Annotated in this window: 16 protein-coding genes; 5 read left to right on the top strand and 11 right to left on the bottom strand. The window is 54.0% G+C overall.

Annotation, left to right across the window (positions count from 1 at the left end; all coding sequences use genetic code 11):
* Positions 1–14 precede the first annotated feature (14 nt).
* The 4 genes from NQZ67_RS24320 to NQZ67_RS24305 all read left to right on the top strand — a co-directional run bounded on the left by NQZ67_RS24320 (position 15) and on the right by NQZ67_RS24305 (position 4,311).
* On the top strand, positions 15–854 hold the full coding sequence (locus tag NQZ67_RS24320) for a PRD domain-containing protein (protein WP_257451090.1): 840 nt from the start codon (positions 15–17) through the stop codon (positions 852–854).
* Positions 855–1,078: 224 nt separating this feature from the next.
* Positions 1,079–2,455 carry an extracellular solute-binding protein gene (locus NQZ67_RS24315; RefSeq protein WP_257451088.1) on the top strand — a complete coding sequence of 459 codons (1,377 nt, stop codon included), beginning with the start codon at positions 1,079–1,081 and terminating at the stop codon, positions 2,453–2,455.
* Between the two features lie 83 nt (positions 2,456–2,538).
* Positions 2,539–3,447 (top strand): carbohydrate ABC transporter permease, encoded by a 909-nt coding sequence (locus NQZ67_RS24310; RefSeq protein WP_257451086.1) that lies wholly within the window; start codon positions 2,539–2,541, stop codon positions 3,445–3,447.
* Positions 3,448–3,459: 12 nt separating this feature from the next.
* Positions 3,460–4,311, top strand: coding sequence for a carbohydrate ABC transporter permease (locus NQZ67_RS24305; protein ID WP_257451084.1), 852 nt, complete (start codon positions 3,460–3,462; stop codon positions 4,309–4,311).
* A gap of 100 nt (positions 4,312–4,411) precedes the next feature.
* Here the strand turns inward: NQZ67_RS24305 and NQZ67_RS24300 are convergent, their stop codons facing one another.
* From NQZ67_RS24300 to NQZ67_RS24265, 8 genes are all read right to left on the bottom strand, one after another.
* Positions 4,412–6,175: a sensor histidine kinase gene (locus NQZ67_RS24300; protein ID WP_257451082.1), complete on the bottom strand. Its 1,764-nt coding sequence runs from the start codon at positions 6,173–6,175 to the stop codon at positions 4,412–4,414.
* A gap of 5 nt (positions 6,176–6,180) precedes the next feature.
* Complete coding sequence (locus NQZ67_RS24295) at positions 6,181–7,746, bottom strand: response regulator (RefSeq protein WP_257451080.1); 1,566 nt, start codon at positions 7,744–7,746, stop codon at positions 6,181–6,183.
* An 82-nt stretch (positions 7,747–7,828) separates the two neighbouring features.
* Positions 7,829–9,517 carry an extracellular solute-binding protein gene (locus tag NQZ67_RS24290; protein WP_257451077.1) on the bottom strand — a complete coding sequence of 563 codons (1,689 nt, stop codon included), beginning with the start codon at positions 9,515–9,517 and terminating at the stop codon, positions 7,829–7,831.
* Positions 9,518–9,586: 69 nt separating this feature from the next.
* Positions 9,587–10,483 carry a carbohydrate ABC transporter permease gene (locus tag NQZ67_RS24285; protein WP_257451074.1) on the bottom strand — a complete coding sequence of 299 codons (897 nt, stop codon included), beginning with the start codon at positions 10,481–10,483 and terminating at the stop codon, positions 9,587–9,589.
* A gap of 31 nt (positions 10,484–10,514) precedes the next feature.
* Positions 10,515–11,489, bottom strand: a complete 975-nt coding sequence (locus NQZ67_RS24280) for an ABC transporter permease (protein ID WP_257451072.1) — start codon at positions 11,487–11,489, stop codon at positions 10,515–10,517.
* Between the two features lie 437 nt (positions 11,490–11,926).
* A complete protein-coding gene (locus NQZ67_RS24275) occupies positions 11,927–12,835 on the bottom strand; it encodes a proline dehydrogenase family protein (RefSeq protein ID WP_257451070.1) in 909 nt (302 codons plus the stop codon).
* A 16-nt stretch (positions 12,836–12,851) separates the two neighbouring features.
* A complete protein-coding gene (gene rocF / locus NQZ67_RS24270) occupies positions 12,852–14,048 on the bottom strand; it encodes an arginase (RefSeq protein ID WP_257451068.1) in 1,197 nt (398 codons plus the stop codon).
* A 99-nt stretch (positions 14,049–14,147) separates the two neighbouring features.
* Complete coding sequence (locus tag NQZ67_RS24265) at positions 14,148–15,347, bottom strand: ornithine--oxo-acid transaminase (protein ID WP_257451066.1); 1,200 nt, start codon at positions 15,345–15,347, stop codon at positions 14,148–14,150.
* An 879-nt stretch (positions 15,348–16,226) separates the two neighbouring features.
* Here NQZ67_RS24265 and NQZ67_RS24260 point away from each other — a divergent pair.
* The gene (locus NQZ67_RS24260; protein ID WP_257451064.1) at positions 16,227–16,886 is read left to right on the top strand and encodes a hypothetical protein; all 660 of its coding nucleotides are present in this window, start codon (positions 16,227–16,229) and stop codon (positions 16,884–16,886) included.
* A 502-nt stretch (positions 16,887–17,388) separates the two neighbouring features.
* On the opposite strand, the gene NQZ67_RS24255 is transcribed toward NQZ67_RS24260, so the two are convergent.
* The 3 genes from NQZ67_RS24255 to NQZ67_RS24245 form a co-directional block, all read right to left on the bottom strand.
* Complete coding sequence (locus NQZ67_RS24255) at positions 17,389–18,429, bottom strand: glycoside hydrolase family 53 protein (RefSeq protein WP_257451062.1); 1,041 nt, start codon at positions 18,427–18,429, stop codon at positions 17,389–17,391.
* A gap of 117 nt (positions 18,430–18,546) precedes the next feature.
* Positions 18,547–19,425: a carbohydrate ABC transporter permease gene (locus NQZ67_RS24250; RefSeq protein WP_257451059.1), complete on the bottom strand. Its 879-nt coding sequence runs from the start codon at positions 19,423–19,425 to the stop codon at positions 18,547–18,549.
* Between the two features lie 27 nt (positions 19,426–19,452).
* Entirely contained in the window at positions 19,453–20,349 is an 897-nt protein-coding gene (locus NQZ67_RS24245) for an ABC transporter permease (protein ID WP_257451056.1), read from the bottom strand.
* Positions 20,350–20,582 lie beyond the last annotated feature (233 nt).

The raw sequence follows: 20,582 nt of genomic DNA, 5'->3' as shown, positions 1-20,582 counted from the left end.
AGGAGATCGCCAAGATGAACGTTATTGAACGGAAGATCATTCATGTGCTTTCCAACAATGTCGTGATGACCAAGCTAACCTCCGGCAAAAATTCCATCGCGTTCGGCAAAGGAATCGGCTTCAAGAAGCAGCCGGGCATGAGCGTTGCCGCCAATGAAATCTCACAGGAGTTTCTACTGCATACCATGGAAACGATCGAGCATTACGAGCAAATACTGAACAACGTCGATACCCGGATCGTCGGCGTCACCGAAGAAGTGATCGCGATGGCCCAGCAGAAGCTGGAGGGCGAATTCTCCGAGACGATCCACGCCGCGCTGGTCGACCACATTAACTTCGCGATCGAGCGCTGCCGGCGCGGCGTCATCATCACGAACCCGTTCTCCTACGAGATCCGGCTCATGTACCGGGAAGAATACGATGTCGCTTCGCTCGCGGTCCAATATTTAAACGAGAAGCTGGACGCCGGCTTGCCAGAGGACGAAATCGCGTTTCTCGCCATGCATTTCCACGGCGCGCGCAACCGCGAACGCGGCACCGAGACGCTGGCCGTCGTCCGTCTCGTCGCCAAGGTGATGGACGAAGCGAAGGAAATCGGCCTTCAGTTCGGCGACTCCTTCTCCTCCATCCGGTTCATCTCGCATCTTAAGGGGCTGATCGACCGCGTTCGCAAGGAGTCGCATATCAAGAATCCGCTCCTGGGCAAGATCAAAGTGGAATACCCGCAGTCCTACGGCTATTCCCTTCAGCTTTCCGCCATTCTGGAGGAGCAATTGAAGAAGACGGTACCCGAGGACGAGATCGGATTCCTGACGCTGCATATTGAACGATTAAACCAACGTGAGCATTCCTAGCATTATTTTGAACGAATAAATTAATTTATTGACAGAAACGAAAATTCCGAATAAGATAACATCGTAAACTTCATAAACCGTTCGCGATAATGTGTTACCGCAAGGGCATTAGTTATCGAGGCAAGCATGGATATGCGCGCTTCGTTTCTAATGCCCTTTTTTTGTTGGGCCGGGGACGGTATGGGGTTGCACGACATCATACAAACGAAGGGGAGATTGGAAACATGAAAACTTGGCGAAACCGCAACAAATCCGTATTCGTCGCACTGATCCTCGCGCTTACGTTCAGCTTGCTTGCCGCTTGCTCGGGCGCCGATACCGAGCAGCCAGCGAATACCGGCTCGAACACGGGCAGCGCAAACAGCGACAGCGGAGAGAACAACGGCGGCAGCGGCAATAGCGATGAAGGGCTGACCGGCGAATTCGAAATTCAGTATTTCGTCGGCGGCTACGGCGATACGTGGTGGAAGCACGTCATCTCCGAATTCCAGAAGGCGAATCCGAAGCTGAAGATTACGCAAACGGCGGGCTCCCAAATCAACGAGCAGATGAGGCCGCGCTGGATTCAAGGCACTCCTCCCGACTTCGTCTACATCGACGGCGCCGGCTCCAACGAAGCGCAGATGGTGGCGGACGCTCAGTTGATGGATTTGACGGACTTTCTGAAAGGGGCAACAAACGCGGACGGCAAGAAGCTTCTCGACATCGCGATCGGCCAGCCGACGGATTACGGCGGCAAGCTGTACACGATGCCTCTCGTATTCGGCTCCTGGGGTACGTTCTACGACAAAGCCTGGTTCGCCGAGAACGGCTGGGAGACCCCTACCGACTTCGAGAGCTTCATGGCCGTCAGCGAGAAGATCAAAGCGTCCGGCGTATCGCCTTATATCCATACCGGCGTCTACCCGTACTACATTAACGGCGGCCTCGTGAACTCCGCGATCGTGGCTGAGAACGGCGGCGACGCGTCAATCATCTCGCGGATGGCCGCGCTGGAGGAGGGCGTGTTCAAGAGCGAGCCGGTCATGAAGGCGCTTGGCAAAATCGTGCAAATGCGCGACGCGGGCCTGATCGATCCCGGCTCCATCGCCTTGAACCATACCGACTCCCAAATGGCGTTCCTGCAGCACAAAGCCGCGTTCATCCCGAACGGCCTGTGGCTGGAGAACGAGATGAGCAAGGACATTCCGGAAGGCTTCGAGTTCGACTTCGTTCCGTCCGTCATGCAGGACAAAGGCGAGAAATACGTGGCGATTCCGTACACGGCGTCCGTGGCGATCGCGGAGAAGGCCAAAAACCCGGAAGCGGCCAAAGCGTTCCTGCAGTTCATCTTCACCGAAAAGTTCGCGGTGGATTGGGCCGAAATGACCGGTGCCATCATGAACGTCAAAGCGGATCTGGAGAGCTCCTCCGCCGGTCCGGTCGTGAAGTCGGCGATGAGCTACTTCAACAGCGACCAGCTGGTCGTCGCTCCGGCGCTTATCGTGAACGCGGACGTGGAGCAGGCGCTGCAAGACGGCATTATCGCTTTGCTCGATAGCCGCATTACGCCCGAGGAGTGGGGCGACCGCTTGGAAGAAGCGGCGGCGAAGGCAAGATAACAAATGCAAGACATATGGACGCATGGAGGGCCTGACGCCCTCCCGTCCATGAATAGACTTTTCCTGCAAGGGGCGTGCAAGCCATGACAGCCAAACCATCATCCTACCGATTCAGACGTGCCCTGTTCATTCTGGGGTTTACCCTCCCGACCTTTCTCTTGTTCAGCCTTATTACCGCTTATCCCATGCTAAGAGGCTTGTACATCAGCTTCTTCGAATGGTCCGGGTATTCGGGGAGCATGTCGTTCATTGGACTCGACAACTACAAGAGACTGCTGAAAGACAACATTATCGGCACCGCGATCTACAACGACTATTTCCTTGTCTTCTGGAAGGTCGTGCTCATTCTGGCCATCGCCACCTTCCTGGCCGTAGCTCTGACGCGCATGAATTTGAAGCGAACCGGATTATTCCGAGTCGTCCTGTTCTTCCCTAACCTTATATCGGTCGTCGTCATCGGCGTCTTATGGCGCTATATCTACAACCCGTCGGATATCGGATTTCTTAACGCCTTCCTCTCCTTGTTCGCCGGCGATCCCGTCAAGACGGTATGGCTGGGACAGGAGAACACGGCGATGTGGTCCATTCTGGCGCCTGCCGTCTGGGCGGGCATCGGCTTCTATATGATTCTGCTTATGGCGGCCATTATGAACATTCCGGAATCGTTCTACGAAGCGGCCGGCATCGACGGAGCATCCAGATGGCATCAATTCAAGCATATTACGATTCCTCTCATATGGGAGCAGATGAAGGTATCGATCATTCATATCGTCATTACGACGCTCAACGGCTCGTTCATCATCATCTTCTTAATGACCGAAGGCGGCCCCGATAACTCGACGCAGGTAATGGGCTCCTATCTGTATCAGATCGGCTTCCAGCAATACCATATGGGCTACGCCTCCGCGATCGGCGCGCTGATCTTGATTCTGACGCTCGTCACTTCGCTTATTCTGAACCGCTTGCTGAAGCGGGAAACGATTCAAATGTAGGAGGCTTCCCTTATGAAATTAACCAAAACCGAGTCCCTCGTCACGTGGATCGTCCGCCTGCTCGTGCTCGTTTGGACCGCCGCGGTCGTCTATCCTTTGCTCTGGACGCTGCTTTCTTCGCTTAAGGACAACAAGCAGTTCTACGGCAACAAGCCTTGGGCATTGCCCGAGCTTCCGCTGCAGTGGTCTAACTTCGCTTATGTATGGACGGAATACAAGTTCGGCGGATACTTCCTCAATTCCGTGGGCGTTACGTTCGCGGCAACGGCGCTCGCGGTGCTCTTGTCCGCCATGACGGCTTACGTCATCGCCAGATATCCGTTCAGAGGCAGCAGCCTGCTCTACTTCGTGTACGTGTCGGCCATGATGATTCCGCTTATTCTCAGCTTGATTCCGCTCTTCTTCCTGCTCGACGGAATCGGGCTGACGAACAACCTGCTTGGCCTTATTCTCGTATACGGCGCAGGCGCCTTGCCGTTCGGCATCTTCGTCCTGGTCGCGTTCTACAAGTCGCTGCCGAAGGAAATGGAGGAAGCCGCCTCCATCGACGGCAGCTCCGAAGCCGGCACGTTCTTCCGCATCATGCTGCCTCTGTCGAAGCCCGGGCTCATTACGGTCGCGATCATGAACATTCTGACCATATGGAACGAATACATCCTTGGAACCGTCATCATGAACGACCCGATGAAAAAAATATATACCTTACCCGTTGGCATCGCCGTCATGCAAGGCGAGATGCAATACCGCACCGAATGGGGACCGCTCTTCGCCGGACTCGTCGTCTCGATGATTCCGATCATCATCCTCTACGCCCTCTTCCAGCGCCAGATTACGGGCGGCATAACGGCCGGGGCGGTGAAGTAACGAGGTTGGCGTATGCTCATAAATAAAAAGCACCGATGAATCCGGACCGCGCAACTTCCGCGGCCTTCGTCCATCGGTGCTTTTTCTTTGATACCGTTTGTTATCCCGCTTTCTCCCCGGCAGCAGCCTCTTCGAGCGGAATCCGGATCGACACCGTCGTTCCGATGCCGAGCCGGCTGTAAATGCTGACGCCGTAGCCCCCGCCGTAATACAGCTTGATCCGCTGATTGACGTTGCGGATGCCGTAACCGACGCTCGTGCTTTCCTCCGGATCGTTCATCTGCTCCAGCAGCTCCGCGCTGATTCCGACCCCGTCGTCGATGATTTTGAACAGGATGTAGTCCTTCTCAAGCAGCCCTACGATCCGGATATGAATCCGGTCCGCGCACCAGGCATGCTCAAGCACGTTCTCGATGAAGGGCTGAATAATAAGCTTAATGGTCGTGTAGCCTTCAATGCGGGGATCGATATCGAAGGTCACGCCCATCCGTTCCTCGTATTTGATCTTCTGTATGTTAATATAAGCCCGCGCCTGCTCCAGCTCCTCGCCGATCGGCAGCAGGATGCGCCCTTCGTTGAGCGACAGCCGGTAGAACTTCGCCAAATCCATGACCATGCGCTGCAGCTTCTCAAGCTCCCCGAATTTCGCCAGACGGTTGATCGAAGACAGCGTGTTATACAGGAAATGCGGATTGATCTGCGCTTGCAGCATGTCGAGCTCCGCTTCCTTCTTGTCAAGATCCGCGACGTACACCTTGTGGATGAGCTCGCCGATATTTTGCCCCATCTCGTTCAGTGCCCTTGAGATTTGGCTGAATTCGTCGTTGCCTTTGAAGTTGATCCGCTTGTGGAAGTTGCCCTCCTGGAACGAATCGAGCACGGAGACGATCTTGTTCACTTTCCGGGAGAAGTAGTTGGACAGCAGCGCTCCCGACACGAAATACACGACGGTAAACACGAGACAAATCAAGAAGGTCAGCAAGCGAACCTCCGCTACCTTCTCTTCGAATATCGTGTTCGGAATAACCGCGCTGATGCTCCACCCCAGCTGCGGGATCGCGTTCCCGATAATCAGGTGGTCTTCGAACTCCGCCTCGTTCCAGACTTGTCCGATCTCGAAGGGGGACGTCCCCGACGTCCGTATGATCCGGTTGCCGTCATCCTTAATATAGATCGTCGCCTCATTGCCGATCTTCGTATAATCGACGGTTTCGAACAGATCAGCCAAATACACGCTCTGCCGGATGAAACCGATCTCGCTGATCTTCCCTCCGTCCTGCACGCTGACGAGTCTTCTCAGCAGCGATATACGGCCGAACCGCGCATCATCTTCGATCTGCTTCCACTGCTTCGTCTCGCCATATATTTCTTCAGGGAAGTTCAGATACCAAATCTTTTCCTTAATGCGCGATATATGATAGAGATCGAACGGATTAGCGGTCTGCCTCAGCGGATCTTCCCCTTTATAGTTGCGGTAAATTTCCGGGAAGTCTTCATTGTGGAAGTAGAGCGACAGCCACATCTTCACGCTGGATGCTTCCTTGTATGCCGAGATCTTGGGGAGGACCAGATTCGTCGTCGCCTCGTACCCGACCCACCCCTCTTCGAAATTGCGCAGATTTCTGGCAAGCGTATGATCGTTATAGAAAAAGTCCGATATGCGAATGACGTCTTCGCTCTTGAAGAGCACGTTGTCGATCATCTGCCTCAGCGTGCCGTTCACGCCGCTTTCGATCTGCTCCCGAATCGACTTCACGTAGACCGAATTGGCGAAATACCCGATGACGACGACCGGAATGACGATGAAAACGCAATAGGACAGCATCAGCTTGTAGCCGAACGGCATATATCGATATTTGCGCATAAGCTTCATATCTTCCTGCGGTATTCCAGCGGCGTCTTGCCGTGGTAGTCCTTGAATTGCCTGCTGAAATACGGGAGGTAGCGGTATCCGATCAAATGCGCGATTTCATACACCTTCAGATTCGTATTCATAAGCAGGTCGCCGGCCTTCTCCATGCGGAGAGTCGATACGTAATCGCTGAAGCCCAAGCCCATCTCTTCTTTGAATATTTGGCCCAAATAATTCGGGGAAAACGAATATTTCTCCGCGACGTCCTTCAGCGTAATATTTTCGTGCAGCCGCTGCTTCACGTCGTTTATAATGTCCTGCACGAGCTTCCAATTTTTTTTGTGTTTCTTGGACTGCAGCAGCTCGGACAGCTGGTACACCCGGTACCGAAGCCAGGAATGAATTTCGTCGATGGTGTCATAACGAAGCAGCACATCCAGGCTGCCGATATCCAGCTGGAGCATCCGGAACAGATCCTCGTTGCTCTTCTGCATATGCGCGTCCAGCTTCATGAGCAGGAAGATCGTGAAGTTCTGGATCGAAAACTTCGAACGCATGTTGTTGGCAAGGCCGTAAAGCATGTTCAGCTCGTCGTGCACCTTCACCAAATCGTAATTCGTCATCGCGTCGAACAAGGCGTCGAGCTGAATGTCCAGGCTTTGCACATCCTTCATCTGCGCCGCCTGTACCGCTTCGTGGCGGATGACCTTCCCTTTTCCGTAAAAAACCTTATAATCCAGCGCGTCCAGCGCCTGCTTGTAGGAATCTTTGAGCGCGTAAGGCGAATGCACCGCATCCCCTATCCCGATCGTAACCGTGAAGGAGGCGCGCGCCGAGATTGCGCTTATCCGTTCTTTTAACATCTCCAGTTGTCCTCCGAGATCAATCAGGATCCCCATTCGTTTGTCCGTCACCCGGCAATAGTGCTCGATGCCGAGCTCCCTGCATACCGACAGCAGCTCCTCCCAAAACACGTTCGGCTGCTCCTCCGCCGCCTGCGCCTCCGTTTGCCTGCGGCTAATCCAGTCGTCGCGTTCGGCGATGGCAACCTGAACGGGCCAGCGCAGCTTGGTGAGCCCGTACTCCTCGAGCAGGGAATCCAGCGTCTCCATATCCCATGTACCTTCCAGCAATTGGAGCAGATACTCGCTTTTGGCCATCGGCACCATCCGTTTGTACAGCAGCTCCGCCGCCCGTTGCCTGCGTTCGTCGTCCAGTTCGTTTCGCAGCTTCCGGAGCGACTCGATCAGCTCGTTATCGTCCATCGGCTTCACGACATAGCTGCAGGCGTTGAGGGCTAGAGCCTGCTTCACGTAATGGAAATCCTGATAGCCGCTAACGAAGATGATTTTGATCTTCGGATGAAGATCGAGCGCCTTCCGGGCGAGCTCCAGACCGGACATGTTCGGCATCCGCACGTCCGTCACGAGAATATCGATCGGCTCCCTCTCGATTACTTCGCTCGCCGCGAAGCCGCTCGTTACGGCCGCTACGACCTCCATGCCGAGCTCCGCCCATGGAATGAACGTATGCATTCCTTTCAGGTCCAATATTTCATCATCGGCCAGCAGTACCCTATACATAGGCATCATCTCCGGATCAACTATAAATGGAAAGAGGGTATACTCATTCCAGTATACCCTCTCGATATGAACATTTGAACGATTAATTGCCGCCCGCGATGATCTCTTTGTTCTTCTTCCAGCCTTCCGTACGCCATGCCAGCAGCTCGGCGTAGCCGGCTTCCTGAGCGTCCTTCTCGGCTTTGTCGAGGATCGAATCCACCTCGGCGTCATCCTTGGCCATAACGGATTGCGCATAGGCCTGCGTGAAGATGTCGTCCACGCGCTGCTTCACAATGCCCAGCTCGCTGTCCGGCAGCGGGTTCAGGTTGATGAACTCCGTTGCGTTCGCTTGCGTCGGCCACGTGATTTCGCTTTGGTAACGAGCCGCCCAGTTTTGTTGATCCGCCGGAAGCTTACTCTCATATTTCATCTTTGCGGGGTCGATGTAGCCCGTGTTGCCGTTCCACATGATCGGGTCATGCGCTTTCTGCAGCTCAAGCACTTCGTTCGCGTCGTACTGATCCGTGAAGATCGGATGCCCGTCGGCGTCGAAGCCCTTCCAGTTTTTGCCCTCCGGACCGAAGAACAGCAGCGATTGACCTTCCGGACCGGTGTACCAGTCGAGGAACGCGAAGATTTTTTCCGGATCTTCGGCGCTTTTCGTAATGACGTTGACGTTCCATCCAAGCGCCGTGTAGGTACCCGGGAATATTTTGTTTTTGTCCAGACCTTCCTTGTGAATCGGCCAAATCATGAAGTAGCCGGAGTTCGGATCTTGCTTGACCATCTCGTTGTGCGCGTTCATGGCGATAACCGTCGGGCTGGAAGCCGCGAATACGGCTACGCGTCCTTGCATGACCTTCTCTTCGATCTGGTCGACCGTTTGCGTGAAGGCGTCTTGCGAGATCAGCTTCTCTCTGTACAGCTTCGCGATATACTTCTGAGCCTCGCGGAACACCGGATCCGTGAAGACGGAAGTCAGCTGATCGCCTTGCGGAATAGCGCGCAAGCCTGCGTTTAGGTACGTATAAAGTGCGTTTTCGCCAAATGCGGTGTAGAGCACGCCCAGACCTTGCATATCCTTCGCCAGATGCGGCTCGAAAGGCGTAATTCCGTCGCCGTATTTGGCTTTGACCGCTGTCAGGTAAGAATAAAGATCGTCTGTCGTCTCGAGCTTAGGCGAGCCCAGCTCTTCATAAATCTTCTTGTTGATGACGTAGCCGGCGTTGCCGTTCGGTCGTCCCGTGTACCAGTTCGGGAATTGATACAGCTTGCCGTCCTCGGAACGCAGAAGGTTCAGGTCTTGACCCATCCATGTTTTCAGGTTCGGATATTTGTCGAGGTAATCGTCGAACGGTACAAGCATGCCCGCTTGACGCAGTCTCTCCACGTCTGCTCCGCGGTCCATCCACATGACGTCAGGCAGATCATTGGAGGCGATCATCGTGCTCAGCTTCTGCTCCGGGTTGCCGCCGGCGGATACCGGAACGATGTTCAGCTGCTTATTTTCCTTCAGCCATCTGCCCGCAACCGTGCTGTCCCATGCCGGAACGTCGTACCAGTTATAATGGCCGTACATGCTGAATTCGAGCGGCTCGGAGCCGAATTCCCATACATCGGATGGAGCTTCCGTCGCTTCGCCGCCATTCTCCGGCGCTTTCGTCGCTGCGTTCGACGCCGACGGACTCGGTTCGTTGTTGCCGTTGTTCGAGCTGCATCCGGCAAGCACCGTCGCCAGTACCAGGATAGCGGATACGATAAGCATCGTTGTTTTTCTAGCTTTCCTCATGCTTGTACTACCCCTCTCATATTCGGTTTATATGTCCAAAGCGTGTTCGCCTTAAACCAAGGTTGGGGACTACTCTTTCAGCGAGCCGATCAGCACGCCCTTGACGAAGTACTTCTGCACGAACGGGTATACCATGACGATCGGCAGCGTGGCGACCATCATCGTCGCCATCGTCAGCGACTTGGTCGTGATCGTACGCATCGCTTCCATCCGAGCCGCGGACGCCGTATCCAGGTTGTTCGACATGTCCGTAACGATATTGGCGTTCAAGATTTGGCGAAGCATAGTCTGGATCGGGATCAGCTTCTCGTTCGTGATGTAGATGCTCGGAACGAACCAGTCGTTCCAGTGCGCGACGGCCGTGAACAGCGACAGCGTCGCGATGACCGGGCCCGAGAGCGGGAGCACGATGCGGAAGAAGATGCCCCAGTTCGTCGCTCCGTCGATTTGCGCGGATTCTTCGAGTCCGACCGGAAGTCCTTTGAAGAAGGTTCGGAATATGATCATATTCCATACGCTGATCAGCGCAGGAATAATAAACACCGCAAATTTGTTCATTAAGCCAAGCGAGCTGATAAGGAGGTAAGACGGAATCAGTCCGCCGCCGAAATACATCGTGAAGACGAAGAAGAGCATGTAAAATTTTTTCCCGATCAGCTCCCTCTTCGTCATCCCGTACGCCAGAATGGCCGTCATGAGAATGGATGAAGCGGTGCCGACGATCGTTCTGGCGATGGAGACGAAGAAGCCGTTAACCAGCCGGTCGTCCTTGAACACGATATCGTAGTTCTCGAGCGTGAACACCCTCGGCCAGAACGTGACGCCTCCCTTCGTCGTATCGATTCCCAGATTGAAGGACACGACGAGCGCGTTCCAGAACGGGTAAAATGCGCTGAACGATAGTATGATGACAAATGCGTAAATGAAGATCATCATGATCCGGTCGCTGAAGCCTAGTCGCGCCAATGGAAGTCCCTCCTGTTCGTTCGTTTTCCTTCTACCATAAGCTGTTACCGGATCTGCGGGCCAAGTAGTTCGCCATTGTAAGGAGCCCTATACTGATGACGGCTTTGAACAGCCCCACCGCGGTGGCGTAGGAATAGCGGAAGTTCGAGAGACCTACGCGATACACATACGTGTCGATGACATCGGACACCGGCCGGAGTACCGGATTCGTCGCCAGAATGAGAATATCCTCGAAGCCCGCGTTCAGCAGATTGCCAATCGACAGAATCATGAAGATCACAATAACGGGCATAATCGTCGGGATCGTGATCAAATAAATTTGCTTGAACTTGCTTGCCCCATCGATGTCGGCCGCCTCGTAAAGATGCGGATCGACGCCGGAGATGGCCGCCAAATAAACGATCGAACCGAATCCGATTTCCTTCCACACGTTCGCCGATACGAGAATCGACCAGAAATATTCCTTCATCGATAGGAAGTTCACCGGTTCATCAACTAAACGGATCTTCTCGAGCAGCAAGTTGACGCTGCCATTCTCCGTCGAGAGCATCGCGATCGTCAGACCGCCCACGATAACCCAGGACATGAAATGCGGCAAATACGTCAGCGTCTGCACGATTCGCTTGAACATCAGGTGCCGGATCTCGTTCAGCATGAGCGCCAGGACAATCGGAGCCGGGAAGCCGATGACAAACTTCAGCAGGCTGATGACGATCGTGTTGCGCATGACGTTAAAAAATTCGGGCGATTCGAAAAACATTTGGAAATGCTTGAAGCCGACCCAAGGATTAACCCAAATATTGCCCCGGGAGAAAATGCTGTAATCCATAAACGATGTCAGCACGCCGTACATCGGCAGATACGCGAAAACGAAAATGAGCAGAAGTCCCGGCCATACCATCAGCTGAATATCCCATTGCTTGAGCATCCGCGCGAAAATGTTTTTCCGTGGCTTTGGCTGTCGGTCCAATACTGCGTTAGACGGCTCTGTCGGTGCTTGCGCCATTCGTATCCTCCTTGCTGCTGTTGATGATGCAAGTTCAAAAAGTCCGGTTTTCAGCACCGAGAAGATTGAATGAAGCTAGAAACTGAGGAGCGGAGCGTAGTGATAGCTACGTGAGCACCGGAAGTTTCGGCTGAATTCAATATTCGATGTCGAATATGCTTCATGAAATACCTCGTGATCAAAATTGGACTTTTTGAACATCCTCTTTATAGCTTTATTGTAAAGGACATGGGGGCGCCGCATCTATTTGCCGGATCAACAAAAAATGATACTTTGCAATGATTTTGTATGTAAATTCAAAATTCGATGATTAAAATGTATCATTCCGTGTTAGATAGTGACATTTTTATTCATAAAACTGATGGACAGGCTCAAAACAAATGAAATAACCGCTTTCCTCGCAAGGAGAAGCGGTTAGGGGTTGTCGTTGATTTGTATCATTTTTTTCTCCGGATATGCTTCAGAAGGAACCATGCATTGGCCGGACGCTCCGCCAGCCGCCTCATGAAGTAGCCGAACCAATCCTTGCCGTACGGGACATAAACCCTTACTCGGTGCCCATCCTTCGCCAGCTTGCGCTGCAGATCCTCCCTTATTCCGAACAGCATTTGGAACTCATAGCGTTCGCGGGATATTCCGTTCTGGCTCAGCCACTCGAGCGTGTCGCCGATAATCGCTTCGTCATGCGTGGCGATGGCCGCGTAGCCTTGCTTCAGCTGGCGGCGAATCAGCTTCGCGAAGCTTGCGTCGACGTCTCTTTTGTCGGGAAAAGCGACCTGAGGCGATTCGCGATACGCGCCTTTCACCAGCCTCAGATTGGCTCCCTCCCGTCCCAGCTCCCTCACGTCCCGCTCCGTTCTGCGCAGATATGCTTGAAGCACGATCCCTACATTCGGAAAATCCCGTTTCAGCTTCCGATAAAGATCAATGGCCGGCTGGCAATGTCCGTAATCCTCCATGTCGATACGGACGAATAGCTGAAGCTCCCGAGCCCGGGACAATATCGTGCGCATATATCGCTCGCACAAGCGCGGATCAATATCGAGCCCCAGACTCGTCAGCTTCAGCGAGAGATTCGCGCGGAGCCCCTCGGCATGAATGGTTTCCAGCGTCTTCAGGCACATACCAGCGGCGTGCTTCGCGTCCCGTTCGTCCCGCACGAATTCGCCGAGATGATCAAGCGTCGCTTCCAGACCCGCAACGTTCAGCCGCTTCACGGCGGCGACAGCCTCCTGCAGCTCCGTGCCCGCCACGAACCGATCCGCCCCCATCTTGGTTCCGTAGCGTCGCATAAAGCGGGCCGCGTTTTTGTTTTTGCCTAGGGCTAGAAATAACGTTCTGAGCATGATGTTCGCTCCTTTCTTAGATGAGTCGTTTGCCAAACAGGGTTTCCGCGAGCGAAACGGCCAGCTCCGCCGTACGTCCGCCAGGATCCAGCATCGGGTTCACCTCGACGATGTCCATGGAAGTGACGGCTCCGGATTCGTACAGCATCTCCATCGCGTAACGCGCTTCCCGGTACGTAAGCCCTCCAGGCACTGGAGTCCCGACGCCCGGCGCTTCTTGCGGATCAAGCACATCCAGATCCAGGCTTACATGAATGCCGTCCGTCCCGTTGCCGGCCGCGGCTACGGCGCGCTTCATGACGCTGCGGATGCCAAGCCGATCCACGTCGCTCATCGTGAAGCAGCGGATGCCGCGATGCGCGAGAATGCGCTTCTCTCCATCGTCCAAATCCCTTGCGCCTACGATGACGATTCGATGGGGATCCAGGAGGGCGCCGGTGTCGCAGATCTCTTGCAGCTTGAGCCAAGACAGCCCCGTCGCGACGGACAGAACCATGCCATGGGCATTGCCGGTCGGCGAGGTTTGTTCGGAGTTAATGTCTCCATGGGCATCGAGCCAGATAACGCCGAGGCGCTTGCCGCTCCGGGACAGACCGGCAAGCGAGCCCATCGCGACGCTGTGGTCCCCGCCGATGAGCAATGGGAAGGCGCCGGCATCCGCCGCCTGCTTCACGTTTTGGGCTATAAGACGGCATATGGCCAGAACTTCCTCGATGTTTTTGACAGGGTTCGGCTCAGTTGAAGAGCGGGTATTGGCTCTGTCCCCGTTTGACGTATTCGAATCGGCTTGCTCAGAAGGCGTCCGGGAAGAAGTATCCTTCGGGGCTTGAATGGATGGAACAGGCTGCGGCGATTGTTGCGTTTGAACCGTCTGAGCTTGAGTCGTCTGCGGCAGATGAGGTGCTTGTTCTGTGTGGGCTGGATTCGTCTGGGGCAGATGAGGTGCTTGCTCCGTGTGGGCTGGATTCGTCTGGGGCAGACGAGGTGCTTGCTCCGTGTGGGCTTGATTAGTTAGTGGCAATTGCTGGGTTCTCTCCTGTTGCCGAGTGACCTCTGCTGTTGTACAGGTTACCGTGCGGCCTAGTGCCTGCAGCCTTTCTGCCAATCCTGCCCGCAAGAGCGCTTGCGGTCCATACTCCGCACCTGGAATTGCGCCTCCCATTCCGAACGGAGCGCTTATGATCGCAACCGGGGGCAGTTGCTTCTTCTTCATGCTGACCCTCCCCTTCGAGCTGTCAAGTCTTCAGTTGGCTGTCTCTCCCTCCGCTTACCTTCTCTCTCTACAGTTGCTCCTCATCCTCACTGCCAACTCTTAATTTTGAAGCACGGCCGCAATCCGAGGGATCGCCCAGTCCAGCTCTTCCTTTCCTATCGTTAACGGCGGGGCAAGTCGAATCGTATGCTCATGCGTCTCCTTGCACAGGATCCCTTTCAACATTAATGCCTCGCAATAAGGTCTAGCCGGCTCCTTCAGCTCAATTCCAATGAACAAGCCTCTTCCCCGAATGTCCCGGATGAGCGTGGATTGGATATGTCTGAGATGCTCGAGAAGGTAACGCCCCAGCACGTCGGAGCGTTCGGCCAGCCGCTCGTGTATGGTCACGTCGAGAGCGGTCTCCGCAACAGCACATGCGAGCGGATTCCCGCCGAAGGTCGAGCCGTGGGAGCCGGGCTCGAATAATCCGATGATGTCTTCGTCGGCCGCAATCGCCGAGATCGGCAGAACACCCCCGCCTAGTGCCTTGCCGAGAATGTACACGTCCGGCCTCACCCGCTCCCAGTCCGACGCGAACCGCCTGCCTGTACGCCCGAAGCCGGTCTGGATCTCGTCGGCAAGCAACAGAATCTTGTTCTGGCGACACAGCCTCGACACGTCAGCCAGATAACCTTCCGGCGGAATGACGATACCTGCTTCGCCTTGAATCGGCTCAATGAGCATTGCGGCCGTGTTCGGTGTAATCGCTTCCTTAAATTTAGCCGTGTTCCCGTACGGGACAAGCTTGAACCCCGGGGTGAACGGACCGAAGTCACGCTTATAGCCATGCGTTGAGGAGAAGGAGGTCGCGGTAATCGTGCGCCCGTGGAAGTTGCCTTCGCATACGATGATCTCTGCTTGGTCCTCGGGTATGCGTTTCACTCGGTACGCCCATCGCCTCGCCGCCTTCAACGCCGTCTCCACGGCCTCCGCCCCCGTGTTCATCGCGAGAATACGCGATTTGCCCGTGTACTTTGCGAGTTTCTCGTAGAAGCGCCCCGACGTCTCGTTGTGGAACGCGCGCGAAGTGAGAGTGACCTTGTCCGCCTGCTCCTTCAGCGCCTTGATGATGGCCGGATGACGATGACCCTGGTTGAGCGCGGAATAGGCGCTGAGCATATCCAGGTAACGGTTTCCGTCCGGATCACTCACCCAAACCCCTTCCGCTTCTGCAATAACGATAGGCAACGGATTATAGTTATGCACTCCGTAACGTTCCGCCAGCTCGATCGCTGGCCGAAAGTCCTCTCCCCTCATCCGCAAAACCTCCTCGCGTTCGTGTCTTACATTGTATTCAGCAGTGGCCCAAGCGGTAACCGTACACCATCCTGAAGTTTCGTGACTGTTGGAGATGTCGCGAGTTTAGCCACACCTCCGTTCTTTATCGAACAAACTAGCTACTCCTGTGGAGCAATAACGGCCACTAGTAGCGTTATCGCACGATACATAGACGTTCACGCTCCAGTAGCTACACCTCCGATCGTTATTGAACAAACTAGCTACTCCTTTTGGGCAGTAACGATCGCTAGTAGCGTTAGCGCACAATTTACCGCCGTTCTCGCGCCAGTAGCCACACCTCCGATCGCTATTGAACAAACTAGCTACTTCAGCGAGACGATAACGATCGCTCGCAGCGTTATCGCACGATTTACCGCCGTTCATGCGCCGTAGCCACACCACCGATCGCTATTGAACAAACTAGCTACTTTAGCGAGACGATAACGATCGCTCGTAGCGTTATCGCACGATACGCCGCCATTCTCGCGCCAGTAGCCATATCTCCGATCGCTATTGAACAAACTAGCTACTTCAGCGGAACGATAACGATCGCTCGTGTCGCTATCGCACGATTCGCCGCCGTACTCACTCCAATAGTCACACCTCAGATCGCTATTAAACGGGCTACTCCCGTAGAGCTATAACGATCTCTCATATCGGTATCGCACGAACGATACAGCGACGTTCTCACAGTTGCAGGCGAACTGGTGCCACGTAAAATTTATCAATTTTTAGTTGCAGAGTACTGAAATTTTTGTATAATCAAGCTAATTGAAATATTTCTAAGCGTGAAGCACACGCCGTTTATCCTATTTGGGATGAGCGGCGTTTTTTTATTATCTGAGGGGAGAGAATCATATGACTTTTGAAGAAGCCTATGCCCAGTTTTTGAAAGAACAATTGAAGGATGCTTCCGGGAGAAGGATTGAGATGCTTTCGAAGGATATGACTGCGGAGAAAAAGTTGTTTAAGGAAATACTTTGGCCTGCGTTTAAAACGTTCAAAGGCTTTAAATTACAATATGAACTTGTAACATTTACGGGAATAACGATTTTTGTGGACATCTTTTATGTCCCTTTAGGAATCGCCTTTGAAAGCGAAGGGTTTGTGGCGCATTCGGAGAACATCACCCGCGATCGTTTCGACTTCGAGCGCTTCAGAGTTCGTACAATTGCCAATAAGGGCTATATTTACTACCCCTTTACGTGGGACGAAATGAACAAAAAGCCTGACAAGTGCAGGACAAGCTTGTTCGAGTTATTGGGTATATTACATTCCTTGAACCGGCAGGAACTTAATGTTTATGAGAGGGCAGTTTTGCAATTTGCAGCATACATTAATCGGCCTATTCGCATCTCCGACGTCATGCAGTGTATTGGTAAAGGAGAGGTTTTTTCTCGCAAAGTTTTGAAGGGGCTTTATTCGAAATCCATGATCGTTCCATTAAAACCGGATAAAAAACGAAATCATGCGTATATCTTAGCCGGATCAGGAACCAGTAATTTGGTAAATATTTGATCAAAACTCCGCATGTTAAATGCAGCTTCCCGTTCGCGAGTAGCCTAGTACGATGCAATAACGATGTGACAGATAGCTAACGTTCGGGGGATGCAGCCGATTCGACCAATAACGATCTGTGGAACGGTTACTCGTTCACGAGAGTTCGAGTACGGCGCAATAACGATGTGACAGATCGCTAACGTTCGGGGGATGCAGCCAATTCGACCAATAACGATCTGTGGAACGGTTACTCGTTCACGAGAGTTCGAGTACGGCGCAATAACGACGCGATGGATCGTTAACGTTCTCGGAGAGCAGCGAAATTGTCCAATAACGATTTGGGATGTGGCTACTCGCTCACGAGTAGCCGAGTTCGACGCAATAACGATGCGATGAATCGCTAACGTGTCGGGGGAGCAGCGAAATTCTCCAATAACGATCTGGGATGTGGCTACTCGTTTACGGGTAGCCACGTACGGCGCAATAACGATGCGATGGATCGCTAATTACTTCGCGAGCCCTACTCCCCCTGCAGCACATCCATGCTCGCCAGCTTGCCGCCGGCGAAGTCGAACAGCGTCAGGTTCGACCAGTTGTTCGGATGGCCGACGGACCACTCCGCCTTGGACGGGATCCAGGCCGGCTCCCACCAGTAGAAGCCGTCGCCGAGCCCGCCCGGCGTCGCCTTCACGATCTCCACGAAATCGCGCAAATACTGCGCTTGTCCTTCCACCGTCGCCGGATACCCCGCATGCAGCTGCTCTTCCTTCTCGACGATGATCGGCATGCCTTCCGGGCGTTCGAGCGTCCATGGATAAGCCGTCTCCACGACGTTGATCGGTTTGCCGTAACGCTCCGCAAGACCGGCCAAATTCCCGCGCAAATCTTCCAATGTACCATGCCACCACGGATAATACGACAGACCCATCACATCGTATTCGACTCCATGCCGCGCCATCCGGTCATAAAACTTCACGCTCGAAGCATGATCCCCGCCGCGGTCGATATGCATCATGATCTTCACGCCGGGCAACGCCTCCAAAGCGCCTTGAATACCGGCCTTCAGCAGATCCGTGAACGTCTCCCACTGCTCGTCCGTATCGAATTCCCCGTCCACCTTGCCGTCATTCCACAGCATGCCCGGCGTCACTTCGTTGCCGATCTGCACCGTATCCGGAGCAGCGCCGGCCGCCCGCAGCATAACGAGAACCTCATAGGTGAACGCCCGGACCGCTTCGCAAAGCTCCGCTCCGTGCAGCTCCTCCCAAGCCTTCGGCTTCCACTGATTCGCGGGATCGGCCCATCGGTCGGAATAGTGAAAGTCCAGCAAGAAATGCATGCCCGCCGCCTTGATCCGCTTCGCGATCGCGACCGTGCGCTCCATATTGTTATAATGGTGAGGCGGGTCGTTCCATATGCGCAGCCGGGCGGCATTTACGCCGCTGTTCTTCATGATTGCCAGCACGTCGGCTTCGGCGCCATCCGCAAAATAGCGGCCGCCCTCGGATTCGACCTCATCGATAAACGAAATGTCCATCCCTTTCAGAAATGCCTGCTCCATTCCACCATCATCTCCTTTGAACATTTGGCCAGCCTCTATATTGGGTGGCATTCGAGTTAATCGCTTTATATAGCCAGAAAAACACAGCCTCGTCTCCGAAACTGCGCTTTCCGCCTTCTATTCTTTTACCGATCCCAGAACGAGACCTTTGACAAAAAACTTCTGCAAGAACGGATACACGACGAGCACCGGCAGCGCGCCGAGGAAAATCTGGGCCGCGTTCACCGTCTTCTGGGACAGCAGCTCCATCTCCTTCGGGTTGAACGTCATCGAGCTCATGTCCCGCTGCACGATTACCGTCTGCAGGAATGTAGCCAGCGGGTAATCCGATTTGTTCTGCAAATAAAGCAAGCCATCGAACCAAGAATTCCAGTGAAACACCATACTGAACAAACCAAGCGTGGCGAGCGCCGGCAGCGATACCGGCAAATAAATGCTGATCAACGTTCGGAAGTGCCCCGCTCCGTCAATCAAAGCCGCCTCCTCCAGCTCCTTCGGCACGCCGCGGAAGAAGTTCAGAAGCAGAATGGTCAGCCAGACGTTGACCGCTCCCGGAAGGACAAGCACCCAGAAGTTGTTGATCAGATTCAAGTTTTGGATGACGACGTAGAATGGCACCAAGCCGCCTTGGAAAATCATCGTGAAGACGAATACCCAGGCATAGATGTTGCGCGCCTTGAAGGTCGAGCTCTCCTTCGACATCGGATAGGCCGCCAGACAAGCGAGAACCAGCGTCAACACGGTTCCGATAAGGGTTCGTTTCACCGCCACCCATACCGAGCTTAGAAACACGGGGTTGTTAATCGTCTTCTCATAGGCGACCGTTGTGAATTCAACCGGCCACAGGTTTACCAAATTCGCATCCGCGGCCGACTTGGCGCTGAACGATACCGCCAGAACGTGAACCAGCGGAAGCACGCAGATGAGGCCAAGCACGAGCAGGAACACGGTGTTGAATACGTTGAACACCCGGTAGGACGTTGTTTTATGATACATGTTGCTTCACTCCATTTCCGCTTCAGTCTAGAACACGCGGTAGTTTGCGACTTTGTAGGCGATCCGGTACGAGATGACGATCAGCGCCATGCTGACGATCGATTTGAACAAGCCGACGGCCGTAGCGAATCCGAACTTCCCGTCCTCAATCGCCGTCCGGTAGACGAATGTATCGAGGATGTCGCCTTTCTCGTACACGAGCGGATTGTACAGATTGAAGATTTGGTCGAAGCCCGCATTCAAAATATTGCCGAGCGACAACGTGCCGACCACGATCGCCATCGGGATAAGCGACGGTATTGTAATGTGCAGCGTCTGCTTCCAGCGCGTCGCGCCGTCTACCTCGGCCGCCTCGTAGAGCGACGGGTTGATGTTCGCCAGCGCGGCCAAGAAGACGATCGTGCCGTAGCCGAACTCCTTCCACACCTCCGAAGCGATAACCGTGAAGCGGAACCAATTGCCGTCCCCGAGGAAGAAGATCGGCTCGATGCCGAACCAAGAGGTCAGCATGCGGTTGACGAGTCCGCCATCCGTAGACAGGATGTTCAGCAGGATGCCGCCGAGAATGACCCACGACAAGAAGTGCGGCAGATAGACCAGCGTCTGGATCGTGCGGCTGATGAACGCCTTGCGTATCTCGTTAAGCAGGATCGCGAACGTAAACGGAGCGACCAAGTTGAATATAATTTTGAGCGCGGCGATGATAAACGTGTTCCAGATGACCTGGATGCTGTCATCGCGCTCGAACATCGTGCGAAAGTTCTCCAAGCCGATCCATTCGGACCCGAACACGCCGTCCCAAGGCTTGAAATCCTGGAACGCCATGACGATGCCCGCCATCGGCAAATACGCGAATACGATCAGAAAAAGAAGAGACGGCAAGATCATTAGATGAAACTGCCAGTTGCGTTTTAAGCCTCTCATTCTTAAGCCCCCTTAACCTCTCCGTAATAGCTTGTTTTCTATAAGTGCGTGTTCAAAAAGTCCAGTTTTCAGCACCGAGAAGATCGGATGAAGCTAGGAACTGAGGAGCGGAGCGTAGTGGAAGCTACGTGAGCACCGGAAGTTCCGGCTGAATTCGATATTCGAAGTCGAGCAGGCTCCTTGATAAGCTTCGTGATCAAAAGTGGACTTTTTGAACAACCTCTATATGTTAA

The sequence above is a fragment of the Paenibacillus soyae genome (genome assembly GCF_024623455.1).
GTDB classification, from domain to species: Bacteria; Bacillota; Bacilli; order Paenibacillales; family Paenibacillaceae; genus Pristimantibacillus; species Pristimantibacillus soyae.
This window is presented reverse-complemented; position numbering and strand designations above follow the sequence as displayed.